The organism is Altibacter sp. HG106 (assembly GCF_028561755.1).
In the GTDB taxonomy this organism is placed as follows: Bacteria; Bacteroidota; Bacteroidia; order Flavobacteriales; family Flavobacteriaceae; genus DFVG01.
On sequence record NZ_JAQQTD010000008.1, the window covers coordinates 62806 to 86231 of the forward strand.

Sequence of the window (23426 nt, forward strand, 5' to 3'; positions counted from 1 at the left end):
ACTTATATACAGAGAACCACTTCAAAATATAGCACGCGCACTGCTCGCTTTTGTAATATCAGACCACTTATAGAGATATTCCGAAGCACATTATTCGTCGTTAGTAACAGCTTCTAATGTGATCGCTCCCTTTTCATCGATATAGGTATAACAACCGTTAGGCGCTCCTTCGTTCAGAATTACAAAGCTTCTATCGGGTTGGAGCTGTTCGATCAAGGCAGGGTTTTCTGAGAGTTCCGCAAAAATAATTCGAAACAGGTTCACTGAAGAGCGAAACTCCCCGTCCCATTTGGGTTCGATCGCATCAGGCCAGTGAATGGCCAGCAGACTACTAAACATGGAGTATATTAAGTCGCGGTCTTGCGTTTTGCGATAGATCTGTCGCGTGTATTCCATGCCTACAAAACCGCCATGATCGGCAGAAATAATAATAAGCGCCTGAGGATCTTTATCCAGAATGAGGGACACGATTTCTTTAAGCTTCTCGTTGGCATCTGCCAGTTTTACAAACCATTTCTCCTTTTCTTTTGTGATTCCTTCAGAGGCTTCTTGAGCAGTAGCAATATGTCCCGGGTCAAAAATTTCAATAAAGAAAAATTGGGGTTGGTCCTCTTGCCTGGTATCCATCCATTTCAGTAGGGGCACCGTCAATTCCCGTCGCTTTCCGAGACCAGTTCCTACATACGAGATATCGTTGTAATCAAAGTTACAATGGTCGTATCCTAAGGTAGGGCGATTCAGCAGCAAATAAGGGCGTTCCAGCAGCAAATGGGTCTCGTAATTATTGTTTTTTAAAATTCGCAGCACAGCATTGTCGGTGACAACGAGGTCTCTCAAATGCACCCCTTCGTTAAAGCTTTCCCCACGGTTGTAATAATGGTGCTTCATGGCGAACATAGAGGTATTCGATGTGAGCGTGGAGGGATAATTGCTTCGGAAATTGGGGTAGTACTTCATGCTTTTGGAAGCAAAATACGAGGTCATTTCCGAAGGGTCCGCATCGTAATAACCACGGCGTAATTCAGAAGGATTTACATAACCATCCGGCTGAATAAAGTAAATGTTGGGAGTATGCGTTAACATAGTTTCCTCAATCGCATCAGGCTGAGACAACCAATCGGTGGCGAAGTTCTTGTGTTTTAGCACTTCAGGAACCAAGGTTATGAGTCCGATTCCCGCTAAAATAAATTGAATACCCACGATCTTTTTGAAGTGATGCTTCAGCAAAAATGCAGCAAGGCCTGCGATCACTATGATTCCCAAGGCAATCTTTTTCTCTACTCCTGCGTATAGACAAATCATCAAAAGCCACAAAAACACCAGCATATTTAAAAAAGGTAATACCAAGCGCGCCCAGTTGGCAGGAAGAAACCGATTGGACACCCATTGCGCCAGGGAAAGCAATAACAGCGGAACACCTATGAACACACCCAGAAAGTACCCCAGGTGCTCCCAACTGTTGACCAGCGCCCAGTTGGTACTATAGTAGAACAAAATAGGATACAATCCTGCCGCTACAGCAGCAAGAATTGCCGTGGTGGGTTTCCGGTACCATGCGTTTGACGATGCTATACTCATGCCTTTGGTTTCACTGAATCCTTTCGCTTGAAATGGTAGAGCACCCGCTCTGTCCCGGCGATGGGTTGTTTTTCTACACATTCAAAGAATCGTTCGTATGCAGCTTCAAACTGGGATTGATTGTAGTGATCGAAATGCCCTTTAAATTCCCGCTTGCGCACCAATAAAGAAGTGACCCAGGAGTCGGTTCGCTTCGGAAATTCAATGAGTAAGGTGTTCGAGAAGGAGGCAAAGAAGGCAGCCGATTTCTCGAAAGGGACATTTCCCGAAAGGGTAATATGATGAATTAAAGCCAGCGCCATCACCACGTCGGGCTGATAGGCCTGAAGTCGCGCGATCATAGATGAGCGTTCGGTGTTGTGAAAACCGATTCCCGGGGCAGGTTGCAGCACATCACACACCCAAGGTAGCATGTTCGTCTCGTTATTTTTCTGCATTTGCCGCATATTCTGATCGACAGCATTGGTATCGATATCGGTTACCATGACATGCGCTACCTTAGCGCGTACAGTGCGCGCAAAGGTGCCGTCATTTCCACCCATATCAATGAGTCGGTCGGGTTTCAGTTGTGTCACCCATTGCTGTACGAGTTTTTTCTTAGCTTCAAAGGCCTTCGCGTCGTAATTTGTCTTTTCGTAATAATTACCCCACTCCGTATCTTTTTTTAATGCCAACTTCTGAATAAACTGAAACAAACCTTTCAGCATATTGTCTTGTGCCTTCTTAGAAAGTTTGGCAATGCTCGTTTTGGCCTCGTAGTCTTCCTGATGCTTGCTTTCCATCTTGGCCAGCAGGTGTATGTTGGTATAGAGGGTAGGGTTCAGTTTGGTTTTCCCCGGCAATAAGGAAGCGATCAGGGAAACCGGAATCCCATCAATATGGGTTTGCATCATTTTTAGCATTTCCGGGCCGTGATATTTGGTGAGGATCAACGGACCTAAAAAGTGGGTTATAAATTGCTTGTAGGCTCTCCAGGGTGTGTTTTCTTCGTAAAAATCGAAGGAAAGCGTATCGATAAATACGGCACGACCTTTATGAAAGGTGATGTTATAGGCCGACGCATCTTTCAGAATAAAGCCTTTGGACAACAGATATTTCTGCAGTTTGAGGGTAAGCAATGCCGCTTGCTTGTATTGCTCGAAGCCCCATTCGTAGGGATAGGTAATGTAGGGAATTTGTTCCGGCGTTAGAAGAATCTCTGCTTCGGAAACTTCCGTTTCTTGATGCGGAATAAGCAGTTCTTTCCGGATCAAGGTATCGTATATCCTTTGTTCCTTTAGGGCCTTGTACTGCGGAAAATAAATGGGAAGGATGCGTCGCTTGACGATGCCTTCTTCTACAAAAACATATCCTGAAGGATCGCGGAAGGAAGCGTCATGTGCATGAAGATTAGGATCGGTCATGCGTATCGGTTTCATCTTCAATATCGATAGAATCTTCCTCCGGATCGTCTTTGGTGAGGCCTAAAATCGACTTCACCTTGTACATCACATTCTTAGAAAACAAGAGAATACCGGCAGCCGCGGCTACTAGCGCTTGCACGATCATCGCCCCGAGCCCGGGATCAAAGTACAGAAAATTCATAACGGTAAATTTACAAAACCGCCACAAAGAAACGAATAATGTTACGTAAATGTGACCTTACCGTTATTTATTTACTACGCTTTCTGTCGACTTCTTTCAATAAGATTTTACGTAAACGAAGGTGATTAGGAGTTACTTCCACATATTCATCTTTCTGAATATATTCCAGGGCTTCTTCCAGTGAAAATTTAATCGCTGGCACAATTCGCGCTTTATCGTCTGCCCCGGCCGAACGTACGTTGGTGAGCTTCTTGGTTTTTGTAACGTTTACCACCATATCGTCCTGGCGAGAATTCTCACCAATAACCTGTCCTTCGTAGATTTCTTCTCCCGGATCGATAAAGAAGCGTCCGCGTTCCTGGAGTTTATCAATAGAATATGGAATGGCAGTACCTTTTTCCATAGATACCATGCTTCCATTTTGACGTTCGGGAATCCCTCCCTTTACTGGTTGATACTCTAAAAAGCGATGGGTCATAATCGCCTCCCCCGCCGTCGCGGTAAGCAGTTGGTTTCGCAATCCGATGATCCCACGAGATGGGATTTCGAAGGTACACACCATCCGATCGCCTTTGGCCTCCATAGTTTTCATTTCTCCTTTGCGGATGGTGACCATGTCAATAGCACGACCGCTTACCGCTTCGGGTAAATCGATGGTAAGTTGTTCAACAGGTTCGCAGGTAACGCCGTCGATTTGCTTCAGAATTACTTGCGGTTGCCCAATTTGTAATTCATAGCCTTCGCGACGCATGGTTTCAATGAGCACGGAAAGGTGCAATACCCCTCTTCCGAAGACCATAAATTTATCGGCGCTATCGGTTTCCTCCACACGCAAGGCCAGGTTCTTCTCTAATTCACGCTCCAAACGTTCTTTCACATGACGAGAGGTCACGAATTTTCCATCCTTTCCGAAGAAGGGAGAATCGTTGATCGTGAACAACATGCTCATGGTAGGCTCGTCGATCGCGATGGTTTGCAAGGCTTCCGGCTGTTCTACATCTGCAATGGTGTCGCCTATTTCAAAATTCTCCAAACCTACTACGGCACAGATATCTCCGGCCTGTACTTCGGCCACTTTTTTTCTACCCAGTCCTTCAAAAGTATGTACTTCCTTGATCTTCGACTTAACGATAGAACCATTGCGCTTTACCAGAGAGATTTGCTGATTTTCTTTTAGTGATCCGCGTTGGAGTCGGCCAATCGCAATACGCCCCGTGTAGGAAGAGAAGTCTAAGGAAGTGATCAACATCTGCGTGGTTCCTTCGGAAATCTTCGGACTCGGAATATGCTCTAACACCATATCAAGCAACGGTTCAATGTTATCGGTTTCCTGCTGCCAATCATCGCTCATCCAATTATTTTTGGCAGAACCGTAAACGGTAGGAAAATCAAGTTGCCACTCTTCGGCACCCAATTCGAACATCAGATCGAACACCGCTTCGTGCACTTCATCAGGCATACAGTTTTCTTTGTCTACTTTATTGACAACCAGACAAGGCTTCTTTCCAAGATCCAAGGCTTTCTGCAATACGAATCGCGTTTGCGGCATGGGTCCTTCAAAAGCATCCACCAAAAGCAGTACGCCATCTGCCATGTTCAAAACGCGTTCTACTTCTCCACCGAAATCGGCGTGACCGGGCGTATCGATAATATTGATCTTGGTATCTTTATACGTAACCGATACGTTCTTCGAGGTAATGGTAATACCACGTTCCCGTTCCAGATCGTTATTATCGAGGATGAGTTCGCCAGTCGTTTCATTGTCACGGAACAAGCGACAGTGGTGAAGAATTTTATCCACCAAGGTGGTCTTTCCGTGGTCAACGTGGGCGATGATAGCTATATTTTTGATATCCATGCGATTCCTTTGAAAAAAGTTTAAAAACCCGTTGGTTCTTTCGGGCGCGCAAAAGTACTATATATTCTTCACAAATAGCCTAGAATTGCACTATATCTTTGTAAAGAAAAAGAAGGTCTATTTTAGAAAAATCAGACGCTCGTAATATTTCGTATCTTTAGAAACTCCCCTAAATGTAATACCAACTCTTATGAAGAAAATAGTATTTCTGCTATTGATGTTTACCGGACTCATAGCGTCAGCCCAATTTGGGCCGCAACAAATTATTTCAACATCTGATGAAGGTCCTTATTATGCTATTCCCGTGGATGTTGACAGCGACGGTTTTATTGATGTACTGTCAGCTTCAAACAATGATTATAGTATTGAATGGTTCCGAAATTTAGATGGATTGGGAAATTTCGGGCCAAAAAATGTCATCAACGACAGTTCTGGATGGGTTTTATCTATGGAATGGACGGATGTCGACGGAGACGGAGATAACGATATTTTATATCTTAGAAATAATCCTGAAGAAATAGCTTGGCTCGAAAACCAGGATGGGCAAGGCACCTTCTCTTCGGAACAATTACTAGACTATTCTGTTTCTGGCTCGATACTGAATATACAGGCTATTGACCTCGATGATGACGGAGATTTAGACATTGTAAGTACCGTATTAGAGTCTGTTTTCGAGCATATTGTCTGGTTTGAAAATGTAGGAGATGGAAGCTTGAGTGCTGCCAATTATATCGCTATTGAATTTTTCATGTTAGGGGGATTAACGTTAGCAGATATTGATAATGATGGCTGGAAGGACATCGTGGTGTCTGACAACAACAACGATCCTGCAGCACGTATCATTTGGTTTAAAAATCAAGGAGATACGACGTTTGCGGAAGCACAGCCAATATATCAGTTTCAAATGCTGCGATCAGACTGGACACAGGTGGAAGAAATTCAGTACGAAGATTTTAATTCTGATGGCAAAAAGGATTTATTCATAGTAGGGCGGAATGCAGACATTGGTGATTCTGTGAGCTGGTTAGAGAATTTAGATAATTTGGGTGCCTTCGGTGAGCTACATAGTATTGATAGTTTTCCGGGAGGGTACACCATTGGGGATATAGACAATGACAACGATCAAGATCTGTTGGTTCGCTATCGCACTTTTGACGAAATAATATGGCTTGAAAATGAAAATGGCTTGGGCACTTTCGACACGGAACGATTTGTAACAACAGAGGTAGATTTTCCCAGAGATGCCCAACTAGCCGATTTTAATGGAGATGGCTTGCTAGATGTCGTTTCGGCCTCGACAGGAGATGGCAAATTAGCTTGGTATGAAAACACAGGCGTTTTCAATGTAACTGAAAGCAGCATCGCACCGATGCTTCTCTATCCGAATCCTGCAAAAAGCAATATAACGGTTACTACACAGGAAACTCCCACAAAAATTATCGTCTATAATCTTATGGGACAATCGGTTGCTGTTTTTAAAAACACGAGAACAGTTGATGTTTCATTGTTATCACAGGGTAATTATTTGCTTACCATCGAGGGACCTTCCGGAGACAGAACCGTCCATCGGATGATCAAAGAATAAGAAGAAGGTGTTTTTGAGAGCATAAAAGGATGTCTTTCCTGCCGTGCTTTTCCCTATCTTTGCGGAAACTATAGGCTATGAATGTATCTACGATTCCGAAGTTAAAACATACTGATTCCAACAACTTTTTTTTGTTGTCAGGCCCCTGCGCCATTGAGGGCGAAGAAATGGCATTACGCATTGCGGAAGAAGTGGTAACCATGACCGATCGCCTGAATGTTCCGTATGTATTTAAGGGAAGTTTCAAAAAAGCGAATCGCAGCAGGATTGATAGTTTTACCGGAATAGGAAATGAAAAAGCCTTAAAAATCCTTCGGAAGGTTTCAGAAACCTTTGACATTCCAACGGTAACCGACATTCACGAACCGGACGATGCCGCTATGGCAGCCGAATATGTGGATATCTTACAAATTCCCGCATTTCTTGTGCGACAGACCGATTTGGTTGTCGCTGCCGCGGAAACTGGGAAGGTCGTCAACCTAAAAAAGGGGCAGTTTATGAGCCCCGAAAGCATGAAACACGCCGTCACCAAAGTAACCGACAGTGGCAACGAGCAGGTGATGATCACCGATCGCGGTACCATGTTCGGGTATCAGGATCTCATCGTAGATTTTCGTGGAATTCCTACGATGAAACAGTACGGAACTACGGTATTGGATGTAACGCATAGCTTACAACAGCCCAATCAAAGTGCCGGTGTAACGGGTGGACGCCCGGAATTAATCAATACCATTGCCAGAGCCGGTATTGCCGTAGGCGTTGACGGATTGTTTATTGAAACCCATTTCGATCCAAAGAATGCCAAGAGTGATGGGGCAAACATGCTTCCGTTAGAGAAATTAGGCCCCATGCTTGAGAATCTAGTGGCGATTCGAAAAGTAATTACAAGTCTGTAGGCTACTTTTTGTTAGCATGTGTCGTATTTTCAAACAATATGATAGCCTGCTGAAGAATATACCCTAAGGTATTAGCATCTTGTATGGTGTGGCCTTCTCGCATCACGGGTTCAAAATTAACTTTTTTACCTGCATCCTTTAGGGCTTCTACCATCGCCTCAGATTGATCGAAGGGAATAATTTTATCTCGTCTTCCGTGAACAATCATCAGTGGTTTGTCTATCTTATCTACGTAATTAATAGGAGAGATTTTCTTCAAATATTGTTTGTCGTTCGAACCTAGGGCGGTTTCCCAAAATTTATAGGCAAACGCCTCTTTATTGCGTTTGGTTTCTTTCATCCACTGCTTGATATCGGAAGGTGCAGCGATAGCAACACCGGCAGCGTACAGATGAGGATATCGCAAAAGGCTCATATAGGTTGCATACCCTCCATAGCTATGCCCTAAGATAAACACCCTATCTCGATCGATATTATATTGGGAACTAACCTGAGACACGGCATCGGCTATATCGTTTATCATGACCCCATCCATATTGTTAATTCCGGCGAGGGTGTGTGCTTTTCCAAATCCCGTACTCCCTCGGAAGTTTACGCGTAAGGTATAATATCCACGCGTGGAGAAGTATTGACAATAGCGATCCATATCCCAGTAATCACGGGCCCAGGGTCCCCCATGTGGAATTACAACTAAAGGCGCAGCGCTATTCTCTTTCAAGTTGATGGGCTCATTTAAATAGCTCAATAACTTGTAGTCATCACGAGTTTCCACAATTACATTCTTGGTGCGTGATAGCGTATAATTATTCAACTCTTCATTCATGTGAAACATTACCGAATAGGTTTGATCGCTTCGGTCCCAAATACCCACATTACCCGCGTTCACATCGTTCCATTGCATAATTACGAATCGATCGTTTTCGCCATCAGAATCAATAATTTCATGTATAAATCCTGGATACTTTTCATTCAACGCATTCTGTACATTCCTAAAGATTGGGGAAAACCATTTAAACTGTGGCGTCATCCCTTCATACCGCAGGCCTGCAAGCTCATAGTTGGCATAATCATAAATCATATGTACGTCGGCCCCCATCGGATCCATGACATCACACAATACGTCCTCGAGGAGCACTTCGATAACCTCTTCCTTTTTGATATCGTATGTGATTAATTTTCTCTTGTCGGAATTCACATTGCTGGTAATATAAGCAACGTCCGCCTCCTTACTAAATCCTTCGAAAATAAGATCTTGATTGAGAAACGAATCACCTTCAATTTGCAGTGGATAATACTGATCGTCGATTTTAACTTCAAACGGGCGCCATCGATCGGAGTCGGCTGCTCTTCTTAAGAAGGTAAGACTTTCATCTCTTCCCACCTGAAGTGCCAAACGGGCCTTCCCTCTGCTGTCTGTTATCCACCCTTGAATATCATCTTCATCTCCATCTTCAACCAACTCGGCCGCCCCCGTATACACATTTATATTTTTAATGGAGGCATTGCCTTCAAAGCCAACCGTTTGCACGATGATTTCATTTGGGTTATCGGGATTGCCCCCAATTATCTTATTGTAACGGTAGCGCCTATACCCTCGTAGGTATTTATCTTTTTTAGTTTTATCGGCGATCACCATTCTATTCATGCCGTCGATATCGGTGGCAAAGATGGCCCCTCTCGATTCATATAATATTCGATTAGAGGTAAGCCAAAACAGCCGGTCTACCTCAAAGAGCATCATCACCCTATGCACCATCTTATATTCATCGATGTCAACAATGATTAAGCTGTACTGCCCGTCTTCATAAATCTGTTCGGCAAAGTACTTGCCATCGGGACTTATAGTAAAATCAGATTGTGTGTTCTTTTTGAAGAGAATTTCTGGAGGAACGACCTCATGCGCTAATTCCTGTGCCACTATGCTGCCAAAAGAGAGCACACAAAGAAGCAATAGCTTACAATAATAATTCATTATTTCTTTTCGTAGTAATATGAATGGAAAGCAAGGATACAAAAATTAACGAAGTCTACCAATTCGGAGAATTACAGCCTTACTTATAGCTTTTATGCCGAAGGCTATACGCTTCGAGCAAGGTTTCGGTCAAAACTACATGATCAATTGCCTCCAGGGAAGTATAGCGAAGGGATCTCATGTGCTTTCGGCCTTTGGACACCAATTCCTTTTCGTGCTTTTTCAAGTGCGCGCCATGCCAAAAGACCAGATCTACATAGGTTTTGGAGTAATTTAAATAGCAAAAAGGTTGGGTTCCATCGAGATAATAAAAAGGCAACTGCCATTTAAACAAAAAATCACCGTTGGGGATGGTTTGCTGCACTACCGATTGTAGATGTAGCAGGATAGAACGGAACGGTTCCGGCTGTTTGTGGATATAGGTATTCGCAGGATTCATTTCTGAAAGATACGCCAATAGAACAACGTATTCAAAACCAGCTGTGGCTTCCCACAAAAAAAAGGGCTGCCATTGTTGGCAACCCTTTTGTAACGTAATCGATTAGTATTAACTCCCCAATTAATTTGTAGACCGATTAGTTATGGTTAATAGCAAAGAATAAATCTTTAAACCATTACAAAGATGGCAAGATTCTAATCGCTACACAAAAGGGTTTTCCCTATTATTGGTAAGGGCTTTTTCCTGTATTATTACAATAGGCTAGCAACCAGAGAAGAAGTGAGGGAGTAAAAAGTATATTTGTCAAAATTTATTGCAATTGCGTTAAAATGATTTATAATTTTTATTTTTATTACACCAAATTCTAACCTACTTGAAATCTCTTTACGTTTTACTTATCAGCACTCTCTGCTGCTCTTTCTGTTTTGCGCAAGTTGATACGACCCAGCAATCTCCCCATTCCATTACACTGTCTCCTAAAAAGCGAGAACTGCAAGTTATTGATTCGTTGCTGGAAAACGTCATGGACAAATATTATAAAAAGGATTATGCCACTGCCATTGCGTTGGGAAATGAATTAGCAGCCAGAGCAAGATTGAATGGACATTTTGAAACTGAGGTGCAGGTAAACAGTTTTATTGGGAACTCCTTTCTTAGAAGTGGAGATACCATCGCTTCTCGTGATGTATTTCTTAAAAACATGAAGTTAGCCAACTCGATAAACTCAGACGAACGCATCCTAACAACCCGTATCGATCTGGCTAATATATACGCGCTTCAAGAGCAATACGCCAAGGCAAATGAAATGTATTTAGACGCGCTTCCGTTTGCCCGGAAGTCGAAGGATACCTCCTCCTTATTCGTGTTGAATTCGAACATTACGGAAATCAATTTACGTGCTGGAAATGTAGCGGAAGCTCAGATGTATTTAGCAGCGACAAAAAAATACGCGAAGCTCACAAAACAAGAGATCTTTATTTCTTATGCGGGATTGTTGGAAGGATGGGTATTGTATCTGCGAGGGCGTTATCAAGATGCTTCCGAAGTATTTGTTGAAATCATTGCCTCTCTGGAAAAGATGCAGTTTACCGAAGCGTTGGTAGAATTGTACAACTATTATTCATTGAGCGAAGCTGCATTGGGTAATCACGAAAAAGCGTATGAACTTGTTCAAAAATATAATGAGTATCAGGAGATCAAATATGAAGCCGATAAAATAGCGGCGATTGAAACCGCTACGGCACAGTATAAGGTAAATCAGTATCAGCAAGACTTGAGAGAGCAAGAATTAACCAATCAAGTGGAGCAAGAACGAATTGCACAAGAGACTACCATATTCTGGGTTAAAATTGCGGGCGCGATTCTATTGGTGGCCTCCATATTTCTGTTTGTTTCGTATTTGCGGCGTAAAAAATTACTGAAAAACCTCATCGTTAAGAACAAGCAATATTTAGATGAGAAGGAAAAAGCGGAAGAACTGTCGCGCGCGAAGAGTGTGTTATTTTCGAACGTAACGCACGAGCTACGCACGCCTATGTATGGCATCATTGGTATTTCATCCATGCTTATGCAAGACTCCTTAGAAAAGAAGCAAAAGAAGCACGTTAATTTACTGAAGTTTTCTGCGGAATACTTACTCTCGCTCATCAATAATGTACTCTATTTTAATAAAACGGAGGCAGAGAAAAATGATGTGATAAAGAAGGAGCGTTTCAACCTTTCAGAATTGATTCACCATAGTTTAGAAACGACCAAATTCCTGAATACCGAACATCCAAATCGATACGAAGTGCATATTTCAGAAGCGCTTCCGAAGGAACTTATTGGAGACCCCGCTAAAATTTCGCAACTTCTCATTAACGTACTGAGCAATGCGACAAAATTCACAAGTAATGGTACCATCACCGTTACTGCCGACCTGGCTGAAACGTCGGGAGGTGAAATTAAGGTTCATTTCTGTATTGAAGATACGGGCGTGGGTATTTCCGAAGCAAAACTTAAAGAGGTACTCAAAGGACTAGATCGCACCGATTATACCACCAACAGCTTTACGGGCACCGGCTTAGGACTTCCTATCGTTCAAAAACTCGTAACGCAATATAATGGTTCGTTCGAAATTACGAGCGAAGAGCATAAAGGGACCAAGGTACAGATCACACTTCCGTTACAGAAAGCGCCTGTAGCATCCTCCTCAGCATCGGAAAAAATTACAGAGAAAGCCGCTCCCCTGTTCCGGCAGGAAATTTTGGTGGTTGACGATAATAAGATCAATCAGATGGTGACAGGAAAGCATCTGGAAAAATTAGGTGCGACGGCTACCACGGTTGGAAGTGGTGAAGATGCGATCGTCGCAGTAGAACGCACTTCCTTTGACCTTATTTTGATGGACATCAATATGCCCGGCATGGATGGTTTTGAAACCACAGCTCATATTCGCGCTATAAACAAAACAGTTCCCATCATTGCCTTGACTGCCGTTGAAAAAGAAAAGGTAGTAGAAAAAGAAAATTTCGCGCTGATGACGGACATTCTCATCAAACCGTTTAAGACGGAGGAACTTGTTGCTACCCTCACCAAATATATTACTGTAAAATCCTAACGTATTCTATTCGCTCCGGCCCGGGGACGAAATGATCTATTTTGATTGTTTCTAGGTCGGTTTAAGAACATCTATGAATTGTGCGGTAGTTCATGCCAAGTAGGCTTTTATCATGCCTTGAGGTATCACCGTTAAAGTCGGATTGGCTGTTTTTCTAGTTTTTTGACTTGCGGCGAATTGCTTATCGTAACAGCTGCCTTTCCAAAACAGAAGCTTCCTTCGTTGGGTGTTATAGTATTTAAAACATTGTAAGGCGCTTGCATGCCACCTTCACAAATCAAAAGGATAAAGATGTATTGGTTGCTTGCAATGGAAGCCATATCTGAATTCAAGGGTTTACAAATCCCCAACAGAGTAAGACGTCATAGTCTTATGTAACGTGTTCATTGGCCAATCATCCAATACATTCTTTAAAAGGGTCACAGGTATTGATTGTATTCCGAAGAAATAAAAACAATTGTAATTAGAACGGAAGGACTAGGCTGAAAAAATAAGCCCCGCCATTTGGCGGGGCTACTTTATAAACTAATATGTATTTATTATTTAGTCGTTATTATCACGAGAATCGAAGTGCATTAAGACCCAACGTTGGATGGTACCATCGTACATGAGCTGCACCATGCTGTATTGTTCTACATCGACATCGGTTTGCAGTTCAAATCGGTTTTCAGGATCACTATACGTACTGTTACGTTTCAGTTCCAGATCACCATCTGTTGGATAGAGCCATACAACCATTCCATCTTCACCGCCGGCAATTCCTGTAAATTCAAGGTCTCCTTGGCTGTTTCTTAGACGGATCACCGCCTTTTGACCATTCGCACCACCCGGCCATATGAGAAGGGAGGCATTGTTAACGCGTCCATTGGTATTAAAGTCGGGCACATCCCCTACTTCCTTCTTACGGTCGTACGCACGTAATTCGTTATCCTGTAGCGTAAGGTTTTCGTCCACCTTTACCTGAATGAAGTTTCCTTCATCGTCCACACCGATAACAAATAGTGCCTGTATTTCTTGGTCGCGAGAATTTCGCAAGCCATCTGAATCTGTAATTCTAATTCGTATGCCTCCATCTACATCGAGCATGGAAGTAGGTTCTGTAGTACCTATTCCTACTTGAGCGAAAGTTCCCCAAGTACAAAAACACATAAGTAATCCGAGGGCGTAGTAATTTTTGAGCATAATTGTTGCTAGTTGTTAGACTATAAAAATAGGTATTTAATCGATGTCAAACAGGTTAGTTGTCAGTAGTTTCTGATAGACAATGTTTGATTTCAACGAATTATGCTTTTTATCGTTTTTTTATGCTTTTTATCGTTTTTATCTTTCACGTTTGTAAGAAATTTAACAATTATTTATCAGCTGAAACCTCCTATTTCTGTGCGTTATTCAACGAAAAATTGGCGCAATTCAAGATTAACACACTTTAACGCATTCATTATTATGATTATTCGCCAAAGTTCTTTTACTTTGTTTTTCAAAGTACTTTAATATGGATCAACAAAAGTATCTCAAAGATATTTCCGACATCAAACAAATGATGCATCGCTCCTCACGATTTATCTCACTCAGCGGTTGGTCTGGTATTGCCGCCGGATGTTATGCCATTATTGGAGCTGCGGTGGCTTATTTTTTCTTTTTACCGAGCGGTGGGTTTCTCCTTCTCGACAGTCAAAATTTCTACGCAATGCTCCTAGTGCTAGCGGGAGTTGCCGTACTGAGCATTCTTACCGCAGTGATCATTACCACCCGAAAAGCCGCTCGCGAAAATACCCCTATTTGGGACCGTACCACGCAACGTTTGCTTCTTAACTTTTTGATTCCTTTGCTCACTGGTGGAATCTATATCCTTATCAAACTAACGAGTCAGCATTACGGCTTAACAGCTTCGTTGATGTTGATCTTTTACGGACTCGCTTTGGTAAATGCTTCGCGTTACACCCTTGGAAATGTAAAGTATTTGGGCTATGTGGAAATTGTAGTCGGACTCCTATGTGCGGCCTTTCCGGGATACGGACTTTGGTTCTGGGTATTTGGCTTCGGAATCATGCACATTATCTACGGAAGTATTATGTTGGTTCAGGAAAAAAACTAATCGTGGGAATTATAGACAACATCAATAAGCTCTTTGACCATCGAATACGCCTGGGAATTATGTCGATTCTCATGGTCAATGAAGAAGCCGATTTCAGCAGATTAAAAGAGCTCTTGGAAGTCACCGACGGAAACCTGGCCAGTCACCTTAAAACCTTAGAAAAAGAAAACTATATCAAAGTTCACAAACAATTTATCAATCGAAAACCCAACACCAGCTATGAAGCCACCAAAGAAGGAAAACAAGCCTTTCAAAAACACATCGAAGCCCTCGAGGCCTTGATTTCAAAAAACTAAAAAATTTTTTATCCATCTACTTTGTATTTCAAAGTACTTTAAATTATCAATTATGCAAGCAACGACAAATCGATTTACCCAGTGGCTGCGCCGCTCTATCACCGCCAGAATGTTGGTGGTAGGATTTCTATTTATTCTATTATTAATTCCGTTGGAATTTGTGAAAGATCTCATTCGCGAACGTTCTGAACGAAAGTCTGAAGTGACCCAGGAGGTAAACGAAAAATGGGGAAATGAAATCACCCTCTCGGGCCCTATTCTAAAAATTCCGTATCACGCCCACAAAGAGGAACGTATTTACAATGAAACCACCAAGAACTTTCAAACCTTCACCGAAACCCTGGAACGAACCGCGTATCTATTTCCGGATGCGTTGTTAATTAACGGTGAAGCGCAAACCAAGGAAAAACCGCTAAAACGTGGAATTTATGAAGCCGTTGTTTTTACAGCCGATTTAGACGTTACCGGAAATTTTCCTAACATACAGCAAGCCTTAGAAGTGCCCGCAGAAGACATTCAGTGGGACGAAATCTCTTTGATGATCAATACGTCCAATCTCAAAGGAATTCGAAACACGGTAGAAGTTCTTGTCGCCAATAAACCCCTGGAAATAGCCCCCAAATTCAGCAAAGAATACCTAAATACACTTGAAAGTGATCTTTTGCCGAAAGAGGTGTTCGATACCGAACGTTCTATTGAATTCGCTTTTCAGATGAAGGTGAATGGTAGTCAAGGGATACATTTTGTTCCGCTAGGGAAAAACACCAAGGTATCGCTTCAATCCAATTGGCACTCCCCTAGTTTTACCGGGCAATATCTCCCTCTGGACGGTTCGAGAGAAATTTCTAGCGAAGGTTTTAAGGCCGCCTGGCAGGTTTTACAAATCAATAGAGAGTTTGAACAGGTATTCTACAATACACTCCCAAACCTAACGCCTTACGCCTTCGGAACCCAGCTTATTGTACCCGTAGATGATTACGTAAAAAGCGAGCGCACGGCTAAGTACGGGATTTTGGTTATTGGGCTCACACTCTTGGTATTTTTACTAATTCAACTTGTGAGTAGAATCTATATTCATCCATTTCAGTATGTGATGATCGGGTTGGCCCTGGTGATGTTCTACACCTTATTAATTGCTATCAGTGAACACAGTAGTTTTTTAAAGGCATACCTGATTGCCGGTGGCGCCGTGTTGGCGCTCATAACAGGGTATTCACGAGTTATTTTAAGGGGATTAACATTTCCATTGCTCATCGCCGCTTCCCTGGGCGCCTTGTATGGTTTTATCTATGTCATCATTCAGTTGGAAGACTATGCCTTGTTAGTAGGCAGCATCGGCCTTTTTGCTATCTTGGCAACCATTATGTTTGTCTCTCGCAAAATTGATTGGGCAAACGAATCTTAAAACAATGTTGCGCGCCTCCTGAGGAGGCGCGCAACTTATTTCCTATAGGATATGAAACGAAACGTCTATGGTGTCGCATTCTTATGCCTGCTTTTCATTGAAGTAGGTATTGCTATGTTCGCTTCCCACGGAATCATTCGCGGATTTATAGGTGATGTATTGGTAATACCACTGCTCTATTGTTTTCTGCAAATACTTTTTAAAGGCCCTGTCATACGCTGGGCGCTTGTAGCACTAATAATTGGGTTTATCGTAGAATATCTGCAACTCGTTAACATCTTGCTTCCATGGATTTCTACCCACCCGGTGTTAAAAATTGTCCTGGGAAGTGTTTTTGATGTGTACGACCTATTGGCGTATTCGATAGGATTTGTTTGGATTCTTATCATGGAATTTCGCTTCGGAAGATTTCATCGAGATCCTCGTAACAAGCCATAATGCTTCTCTTTCCAATGGTACCAACGCTTACTTTTAAAGGGCTTGGCTCCTTTCTTTCGGAAATCGACCTCCTAACCTACCATCTTTTCCGCAACGGATACAGGAAAAACCCTCCCAAAAAAACCACTCTTCAACCGCTTGCTTTTCAGTCTTTTATAATTTTTGCATTTCACGGTAGCTCCTACATTTGCCCCCATATGAACCATAAAAAATCAAACAAAATGAAAAATTTAAAAAATGTATTAAAGTACACCGTGATGGTATTATTTGTCGCTATCGCCGCTTCTTGTTCAGGAGAAGACGGAGTAGATGGAATGGATGGAGCACAGGGGCCTGCCGGACCTGCTGGACCACAGGGGCCTGCTGGTATGGATGGAACCAACGGTACCGATGGCCAGGATGGTCAGGACGGACAAGATGGTCAGGATGGGAATGCCAATGTGCAAAACCTGACGTTCGATATCTCAGCCGCCTCAGGTACTCTTCACACCGAAGTAGTTCCTGAACTAACAGAGTCTGTGTTACAAAACGATCTTATCTATGCCTTTGTGCAAGCAGGTACGTTGTATTATCCTATTCCAAATACGGTAAATCCCGACGGAACTAAGTTTAGAATTCGAACGTTTATGCAGGTAGGAAGTTTTCAAATGCGATTTAACCTCGCTTCCGACGAATCTGCATACAGCTTGCCTGCCGGAACGTTCCAAGAGCTTCGTATCGTAATTGTGGAAGCCAGCGGACGTAGCGCGTATGATGTAGAGCAAGAATTGCTCAATAACGGTATCGACATTACGAGTTACAAAGCCCTTCAGGAGCATTTTAATTTGAAGTAGCCAGGTCTAATATGTTCTCAAAAAAAAGCGCCACCCCTTCGGTGGCGCTTTTTTTATTCGATACCATCTACATAGTCTTGTAGATAGGAAAATCGTTGGGTAAGCGTTCCTTCCGCAGTGGTCATTTTTGCACGTTCTAGAATACCCTCTTTATCGTCGTTAAAGAAGGCGGGCAGAACGGCCTCCATAAACATTTCTCCAAATCCTTCGCTGGCATCCTTTGGCAATTCACAGGGCAAATTATCCACCGCCATTACAGTGATGGCTCCGGGAGCGTCAAAAGCGGTTTCCTTTTCAGTTGTTGGGTCGTATCCGTAAAACGGCTCGGCGATGGTAGAGGGTCGTACCGTGCAGGCAATAGGACCGTCAATATCACAGGTAATATCGGCAACCAGTTTAAGGTTGAAGGCCGAGTCTTTAACATCTTCTCGCGTAAATAAATAGGGCGCTCCTTGTCCATAAAAATGTCCGGTGATGAGCATATCTCCGGCTTTTGCAAAGCGCATGAAGTCGCTTTCGTATCCTGAAGGATCTTTATAGAACTCCTTTCGGCTACCGGGAGCTCCGTCGCTGCGTTTGTTATAGTCCAACACATCAATATGACAGTATACTGGAGTGGTAAACTCCTCGTTTAAAAAGGCTTCTACAGCTACCTTTTGAATCTTTAAATGCTCTAGAATTTCTTTGGCGCCCTTTGCCACTTTACCACTACCGGTAAGAACGATCTTAAGTGGTGGTAGCGTAATGTCGTTCAAGGCTTGCTTCATCGCCCGAAGATCCGGTAGGTTTTCGGCTTTAGGAAGGATAAACGTTTGTTGCCGAAATCCTAGCGCGCGGAAGCCATTATAGGCCCCGACCAATCCGGCATAGCGACCAAAACCAATGAGTCGGCCGCCATTGGCTTTCACAATGGTCTCGTGATCGTATAGCTCAATTTTCTTTTTCAAGATTTCTTGTAACAAACCTCGATTATAAGGCTGTTTTTTGATGGTATGACTAAAGAAAAAGTATTTTTTCTTCGGAATCAATGCCGAAGGTGGCACTTCTTTGACCCCTAACATGACGCTTGCTTCGGAAACATCCTCCAGCACCGGAACCCCCGCAATTTGATAGGCTTGGTCGGGAAAGACGCGAATATCGGAATGTTCTGCGATGATTCTTGCCTCAGGAAAGGCTTCCATGACTTCCTGACAGGCTTGCGGTGAAAAAACGACGCGGCGATCTGGCGGATTCTTGCGTTCTTTGATAAGGGCAAAGGTAATTGGCATTTTGGAATGTTTTTTGTTCTTTACTAGGCGTGCAAAGATATGTGAAATCTCCTATCTTTGCGCGCTCATGCGTTAGGGATTGCGGCAAGGTACCGTGTACCGCGGAAAGCCTGCCTCTGCCGGCAGGCAGGCCCAACCGCGCATATGCGTGGGAACGCCCAGAATACGATCTTTGAAAAAAATACCAAGGGGCCGACTGGTTTTGACAGCGGGTTGAATGGTAATGTAAGCATGCCGAGCGCTGGGATACAGCTCGTAAATCTCATATTTCAACTTTTTTAAACGGCGAGAATAACTACGCCCTAGCTGCATAACCCGAATTATAGTACGGTATGCCTCGGCCCGTAAGACGGGCAAGTAGGAAGTCACTCGAAGGCCTTGGTTTACGGCGTTCGATCTAGTGGCTTCGTAAAAGTAAACCTAGGAATTGCAGGGCTTTGATGTGATTCCGAAACTTGAATGAAGCTAAGGGATGCGTTGGTAGTTTTCAACCGGCAAGTCCACGAAAATCCAAACGAAAACTAAGCATGTAGAAAGCATTAACATTGCGCGTTTGGACGGGAGTTCGAATCTCCCCGGCTCCACGACATTCAGAAAGCCAAGCTCAATGAGCTTGGTTTTTTCTGTTTTATGGAAATGCCGAGCTTGCTCAAGGTATTGGAATAAAACATGAAAAACAAGGCGAAGTCTTTGCTTTCTAATTGCAACATTGGTAAGGGGATAATCATTAAAATAATCTCCCCGGCTCCACTATCAAGCACGAACCCTGCAACATCTGTTGCGGGGTTTTCTGTTTTTAAGCATGGAGGAAACTGGTTTCTGAACATGTTTGAAAAAGGAAACTGCATTGCTTTAGCAATGTGGGGTTCGTATTTGCAGAAAGAGATATATTAGAGAGCACGACAGTAACCTCTTTTTACATTCACGCGTTTTTTGCTTGTCCAAAAAAATCCTCTTTTCCCGGTTTGTTGTCAAACGAAGATATATGAGGCAGGACGTAGGATATAGGACGTAAGACCATAGATGAAGGATACAAGAAATTTTCATTCAACATACCTATTTGCTTCATTGGCTTCGCTTTTTGCTTTCCGCCCTACTCCCCTAATAACATTAAAACAAAAAAACCATGTGTATTACATGGCTCTTATAATTTGTATTTGATGGAATTTAGGCCGTCATGGCATCGCGAGGTATCACTTGCTCCACATTGTTATAATGAAACAAAAGCGAGCGATAAAAACGAATTGAATTCACCCGATTGTCTAAACATCCCTTCAGCGTTTCTTGCAAATTGTCGTAGGCTATTCGAAGCGGTGTTGCATCATTAAGTTGGTAGAGCGCGCTCTCCGGGTCAAAGCTATGCTGACTAGACGTCCAAAGAAATATGGAGTTGCGATCATAGTCAATCGTAACTTCCGACACGTCAAAATAGTATTTCAACAAACTTTTGTGGAAGGAGGTATAGGCATTCGAGGCTAATTCACTGACATCGCAGCTTTTGGCGATCAACCGTCTCATTTCATCCTGAATATGCTGGTGTTGATTTTTCATAGCTAGTTCGTTTTGTCTCTACAATATAACTATGAATTGAAACCTAGATACCCTGTTGCGCAGGCTTTAGCGTCAATTTAACCAACCTGGGGCCGACTTGTTAATTTTTTTAAGGAGACTCACTACGAGCTTCGGTCGCCCTTCCACTCGCTGAAGCCGCCTAAGAGGTTGTAGGTGTTTTGTACCCCTAAAGAGTCAAGTAACAGGCACGCCTGCGCACTTCTCCCGCCAGAACGACAATAAATGTAATAGTTTTTATTTGGATCCAGCTTTTTCGCCTCTTCCATGAAATAGCCGGAATTAAGGATGTTGAGTTGTTGTGCGTTCGGAATGTATCCTTCAGCCACTTCAGCATCGGTTCGAACGTCTAACAACACAGCCCGCTCGTCTTGTTTCATTTGGGCCGCGAAATCTTCCTGATTGAGCTCTTGCATGATTCTATTATTTTGATTCAAAAGTAGTAAAAAATGAAAAGAGCTGTTTCTCGAAAACAGCTCTTTTTGATTGCTTCATTTCGTTGCTATTTGGCTTGTTTTACCGAACAACCAATAGCCCGCGTTTCTTTAACGCTTACCTCTTTACCCGCAAGGAGTTCATTGACAGCATTCGCCGCAAATCGCTCGTTTACATTATCGGCATCTCGCACGTTGTCATCGATGGCACCAATGTAAGCGACTGTTAGGTCGCCTGTCTTTTCTTTCTGAAGAATATAGACGTGAGGCGTCTTGGTGGCACCATACTGCGCATACACCGTATTGGTTTTATCGTATAAATACGGAAAGCTGAACTTCTTTTCGGCTGCCTTTTTCTGCATCAACTCATACGTATCGGCAGGTTGCAGGGCAGGATCGTTGGGGTTGATGGCAATGACAGGATATCCTTTCGGTTTAAATTCGGCATCCAACGCATTGATTCGGTCTTCGCTCGCTACGGCATACGGACAGGTATTACAGGTGAAGATCACAATAAAACCCCTGGCATTTGGATAATCTGCATAGGATACACGTTTCCCGTCCACATTCAAAAGATCGATAGGTGCGGCAATGTCTCCGATGCTGTATCCATCGTTGGTCGTAGTGTCTGCTACGAAGGCGGTCGACAGCGTCAGACAAAGAATTAGCACCGCAATTACTGGTAAAATCGTTTTCATTTTCATTTTGCTTTATATTGAATTAACAGCTTCTTCTAACGTTTCATAGGTAAAGGACTGTTCGTAAAATTGACTTCGGTCGCCTTTAATAATAAGCGTTGCCGGGATGGCCCCCGACCATTCTTCAGCCACTTTCGGAATCCAGGTATTGGCATCAGGATCGTCTAAAAGAATGACTTCCGACTGCAATCCTTTCTTTTCTACAAAGGGAATCACTTGTTTTTCTAATAACTTCGGAAGGTCTAGACTCACTAAAACAACCTTCACCTTCTTTGCTTCATAGTTCTTCCGAAGCGATTCGAAAGCCGGCATTTCTTCTATGCATGGCTTGCACCAGGTAGCCCAAAAGTTGATCACATACGTCATGTCATCTTCAGGCTGAAGGTATTTGGCTTCAAATTCAGAAAAATCATAAGAAGGAATTGTGACCAAGGAAGCTGGCGTTGCCACCTCCTTCTCGGGTTCTTCAACCACGGCTTCTCCAATCTTTTTTACATTGTTGTCGACACAACTCGCCAACACCGCCCAGGCACAAACTATGAATGCAAGTCTTTTCATGACTATAAAAATACGAAAAGACCTTAGTACCAAGAAGGTTTTTAACAATTCAGCAACAGCGCATTGTAAGTAGGATCTCTGAATTTTTTGTTAAAACTACCGCGCACAATGATTTTTATATTACATTTGTATATACAATTATTGTTTATACAAGTATGAGTATTGAAAAAGCGATAAAGGCTACAGTATCGATGGAACCTCGAAATAAGGCGGTCATTAACGTGTTGTACACATCGCGTTATTTGGAGGGGACGGCAGATCATTTCAAAAATCATGAATTGACCATGCAGCAATATAATGTGTTGCGCATACTTCGGGGACAAAAAGGAAAACCTGCGAATGTAATGACGGTGCAAGAGCGTATGATCGATCGCAGCAGTAATACTACCCGCCTCATCGATAAGCTCGTTAAAAAAGAGCTCGTAAAACGTCAGGTGTGCCAGCAGAACAGAAGAAAAATTGAACTTTTTATTACGCCAAACGGGATGGAGCTTCTCGCAACTCTCGATCCGATTATCGAGGCACATAACAAATTAGTAACGCAACGACTTTCTGAGAAGGAATTAGAAACGCTAAACTCCTTATTAGATAAAATGCGAAATAACGATGAACCACTTAACAATTAATGATTAGAACTTATGAAAACTATTTTAAAAACCACCGTGCTCGCTGCCACTCTTATAGTAACAGCGGCATTTACAAATCCAACAAAAACAATTAAAAAGATGAATGTAACAGAAAGCAAGATCGAATGGAAAGGAAAGAAAGTATTGGGATCCCACAATGGAACCATCAATCTTCAAGAAGGCTATTTTGAAATGGAAGGCGACAACCTCACCGGCGGAGAATTTGTAGTCGATATGACCTCTATTACCGTAACCGATCTTTCCGGAGAAAGTAAAGGAAAGCTGGAAGGACACCTAAAGAGCGATGACTTCTTCGGGGTTGATCAACACCCAACAGCTACTTTAGTAATTAATTCCGCAGCAAAAAATGCCGACGGCTATATGGTGAACGGCGACATTACCATCAAAGGTACTACCCTGCCCATCACGTTCGACATGGATATGACCGATAACATGGCAACGACAAGCTTAAAAATAGATCGTACCAAGTTCAATGTTCGCTACGGAAGCGGAAGTTTCTTCGACAACCTTGGGGACAATACGATTTCAGACAATTTTGAACTGGACGTAACCTTAAAATTCTAAAAACCCTTGTCAGTTTCAAACGGATTCCTATCTTTGAAATCTGAAATGACATTGACCAAACAACATACATGGTGGTGGAATAATTTACGGAACAATTCGTGAAGCCGACA

At 42.8% G+C, this 23426-nt stretch carries 22 protein-coding genes and 1 other RNA gene; 11 read left to right on the forward strand and 12 right to left on the reverse strand.

Annotated features, from left to right (window positions below; genetic code table 11):
• Positions 1 to 90: 90 nt before the first annotated feature.
• The 4 genes from PO830_RS13490 to typA form a co-directional block, all read right to left on the reverse strand.
• Positions 91 to 1578, reverse strand: coding sequence for a hypothetical protein (locus PO830_RS13490; RefSeq protein ID WP_272854103.1), 1488 nt, complete (start codon positions 1576 to 1578; stop codon positions 91 to 93).
• On the reverse strand, positions 1575 to 2981 hold the full coding sequence (locus PO830_RS13495) for a class I SAM-dependent methyltransferase (RefSeq protein ID WP_272854104.1): 1407 nt from the start codon (positions 2979 to 2981) through the stop codon (positions 1575 to 1577). Before PO830_RS13495 ends, PO830_RS13490 begins: the two co-directional genes overlap by 4 nt.
• Positions 2968 to 3162, reverse strand: coding sequence for a hypothetical protein (locus PO830_RS13500; protein ID WP_272854105.1), 195 nt, complete (start codon positions 3160 to 3162; stop codon positions 2968 to 2970). Before PO830_RS13500 ends, PO830_RS13495 begins: the two co-directional genes overlap by 14 nt.
• Positions 3163 to 3229: 67 nt before the next feature.
• The gene (gene typA / locus PO830_RS13505; protein WP_272854106.1) at positions 3230 to 5020 is read right to left on the reverse strand and encodes a translational GTPase TypA; all 1791 of its coding nucleotides are present in this window, start codon (positions 5018 to 5020) and stop codon (positions 3230 to 3232) included.
• A 190-nt stretch (positions 5021 to 5210) separates the two neighbouring features.
• On the opposite strand from typA, the gene PO830_RS13510 reads away from it, so the two are divergent.
• Together PO830_RS13510 and kdsA are read left to right on the forward strand one after the other, a co-directional pair.
• Entirely contained in the window at positions 5211 to 6605 is a 1395-nt protein-coding gene (locus PO830_RS13510) for a T9SS type A sorting domain-containing protein (protein WP_272854107.1), read from the forward strand.
• A gap of 77 nt (positions 6606 to 6682) precedes the next feature.
• Positions 6683 to 7501, forward strand: coding sequence for a 3-deoxy-8-phosphooctulonate synthase (kdsA, locus tag PO830_RS13515; protein ID WP_272854108.1), 819 nt, complete (start codon positions 6683 to 6685; stop codon positions 7499 to 7501).
• A 1-nt stretch (position 7502) separates the two neighbouring features.
• On the opposite strand, the gene PO830_RS13520 is transcribed toward kdsA, so the two are convergent.
• On the reverse strand, positions 7503 to 9473 hold the full coding sequence (locus PO830_RS13520) for an alpha/beta hydrolase family protein (RefSeq protein WP_272854109.1): 1971 nt from the start codon (positions 9471 to 9473) through the stop codon (positions 7503 to 7505).
• Between the two features lie 79 nt (positions 9474 to 9552).
• Complete coding sequence (locus tag PO830_RS13525) at positions 9553 to 9969, reverse strand: DUF1801 domain-containing protein (RefSeq protein WP_336375875.1); 417 nt, start codon at positions 9967 to 9969, stop codon at positions 9553 to 9555.
• A gap of 316 nt (positions 9970 to 10285) precedes the next feature.
• On the opposite strand from PO830_RS13525, the gene PO830_RS13530 reads away from it, so the two are divergent.
• Positions 10286 to 12511, forward strand: a complete 2226-nt coding sequence (locus tag PO830_RS13530) for a response regulator (RefSeq protein WP_272854110.1) — start codon at positions 10286 to 10288, stop codon at positions 12509 to 12511.
• A 543-nt stretch (positions 12512 to 13054) separates the two neighbouring features.
• Here PO830_RS13530 and PO830_RS13535 read toward each other — a convergent pair.
• On the reverse strand, positions 13055 to 13693 hold the full coding sequence (locus PO830_RS13535) for a hypothetical protein (protein ID WP_272854111.1): 639 nt from the start codon (positions 13691 to 13693) through the stop codon (positions 13055 to 13057).
• A gap of 310 nt (positions 13694 to 14003) precedes the next feature.
• Between PO830_RS13535 and PO830_RS13540 the strand changes: the two genes are divergently transcribed.
• The 5 genes from PO830_RS13540 (at position 14004) to PO830_RS13560 (ending at position 17578) form a co-directional block, all read left to right on the forward strand.
• Positions 14004 to 14606 carry a hypothetical protein gene (locus PO830_RS13540; protein WP_272854112.1) on the forward strand — a complete coding sequence of 201 codons (603 nt, stop codon included), beginning with the start codon at positions 14004 to 14006 and terminating at the stop codon, positions 14604 to 14606.
• Between the two features lie 2 nt (positions 14607 to 14608).
• Entirely contained in the window at positions 14609 to 14902 is a 294-nt protein-coding gene (locus tag PO830_RS13545; RefSeq protein WP_272854113.1) for a winged helix-turn-helix domain-containing protein, read from the forward strand.
• 52 nt (positions 14903 to 14954) lie between these two features.
• Positions 14955 to 16307, forward strand: a complete 1353-nt coding sequence (gene creD, locus PO830_RS13550) for a cell envelope integrity protein CreD (protein ID WP_272854114.1) — start codon at positions 14955 to 14957, stop codon at positions 16305 to 16307.
• Between the two features lie 51 nt (positions 16308 to 16358).
• Positions 16359 to 16745 carry a ribosomal maturation YjgA family protein gene (locus PO830_RS13555; RefSeq protein WP_272854115.1) on the forward strand — a complete coding sequence of 129 codons (387 nt, stop codon included), beginning with the start codon at positions 16359 to 16361 and terminating at the stop codon, positions 16743 to 16745.
• Between the two features lie 221 nt (positions 16746 to 16966).
• Positions 16967 to 17578: a collagen-like triple helix repeat-containing protein gene (locus PO830_RS13560; protein ID WP_272854116.1), complete on the forward strand. Its 612-nt coding sequence runs from the start codon at positions 16967 to 16969 to the stop codon at positions 17576 to 17578.
• A gap of 53 nt (positions 17579 to 17631) precedes the next feature.
• Here PO830_RS13560 and PO830_RS13565 read toward each other — a convergent pair whose 3' ends face one another.
• A complete protein-coding gene (locus PO830_RS13565; RefSeq protein ID WP_272854133.1) occupies positions 17632 to 18840 on the reverse strand; it encodes an NAD(P)-dependent oxidoreductase in 1209 nt (402 codons plus the stop codon).
• Between the two features lie 194 nt (positions 18841 to 19034).
• Here PO830_RS13565 and ssrA point away from each other — a divergent pair.
• Positions 19035 to 19433, forward strand: a transfer-messenger RNA (tmRNA) gene (gene ssrA / locus PO830_RS13570).
• Between the two features lie 580 nt (positions 19434 to 20013).
• On the opposite strand, the gene PO830_RS13575 is transcribed toward ssrA, so the two are convergent.
• The 4 genes from PO830_RS13575 to PO830_RS13590 form a co-directional block, all read right to left on the reverse strand.
• Positions 20014 to 20397: a hypothetical protein gene (locus PO830_RS13575; protein WP_272854117.1), complete on the reverse strand. Its 384-nt coding sequence runs from the start codon at positions 20395 to 20397 to the stop codon at positions 20014 to 20016.
• A 122-nt stretch (positions 20398 to 20519) separates the two neighbouring features.
• Positions 20520 to 20831, reverse strand: coding sequence for a rhodanese-like domain-containing protein (locus PO830_RS13580; protein ID WP_272854118.1), 312 nt, complete (start codon positions 20829 to 20831; stop codon positions 20520 to 20522).
• Between the two features lie 86 nt (positions 20832 to 20917).
• Complete coding sequence (locus tag PO830_RS13585) at positions 20918 to 21547, reverse strand: thioredoxin family protein (RefSeq protein ID WP_272854119.1); 630 nt, start codon at positions 21545 to 21547, stop codon at positions 20918 to 20920.
• Positions 21548 to 21559: 12 nt separating this feature from the next.
• Positions 21560 to 22105, reverse strand: a complete 546-nt coding sequence (locus tag PO830_RS13590; protein ID WP_272854120.1) for a TlpA disulfide reductase family protein — start codon at positions 22103 to 22105, stop codon at positions 21560 to 21562.
• A 155-nt stretch (positions 22106 to 22260) separates the two neighbouring features.
• Between PO830_RS13590 and PO830_RS13595 the strand changes: the two genes are divergently transcribed.
• The gene (locus PO830_RS13595) at positions 22261 to 22731 is read left to right on the forward strand and encodes a MarR family winged helix-turn-helix transcriptional regulator (protein ID WP_272854121.1); all 471 of its coding nucleotides are present in this window, start codon (positions 22261 to 22263) and stop codon (positions 22729 to 22731) included.
• A 12-nt stretch (positions 22732 to 22743) separates the two neighbouring features.
• The gene (locus tag PO830_RS13600) at positions 22744 to 23316 is read left to right on the forward strand and encodes a YceI family protein (protein ID WP_272854122.1); all 573 of its coding nucleotides are present in this window, start codon (positions 22744 to 22746) and stop codon (positions 23314 to 23316) included.
• Positions 23317 to 23426: the final 110 nt, after the last annotated feature.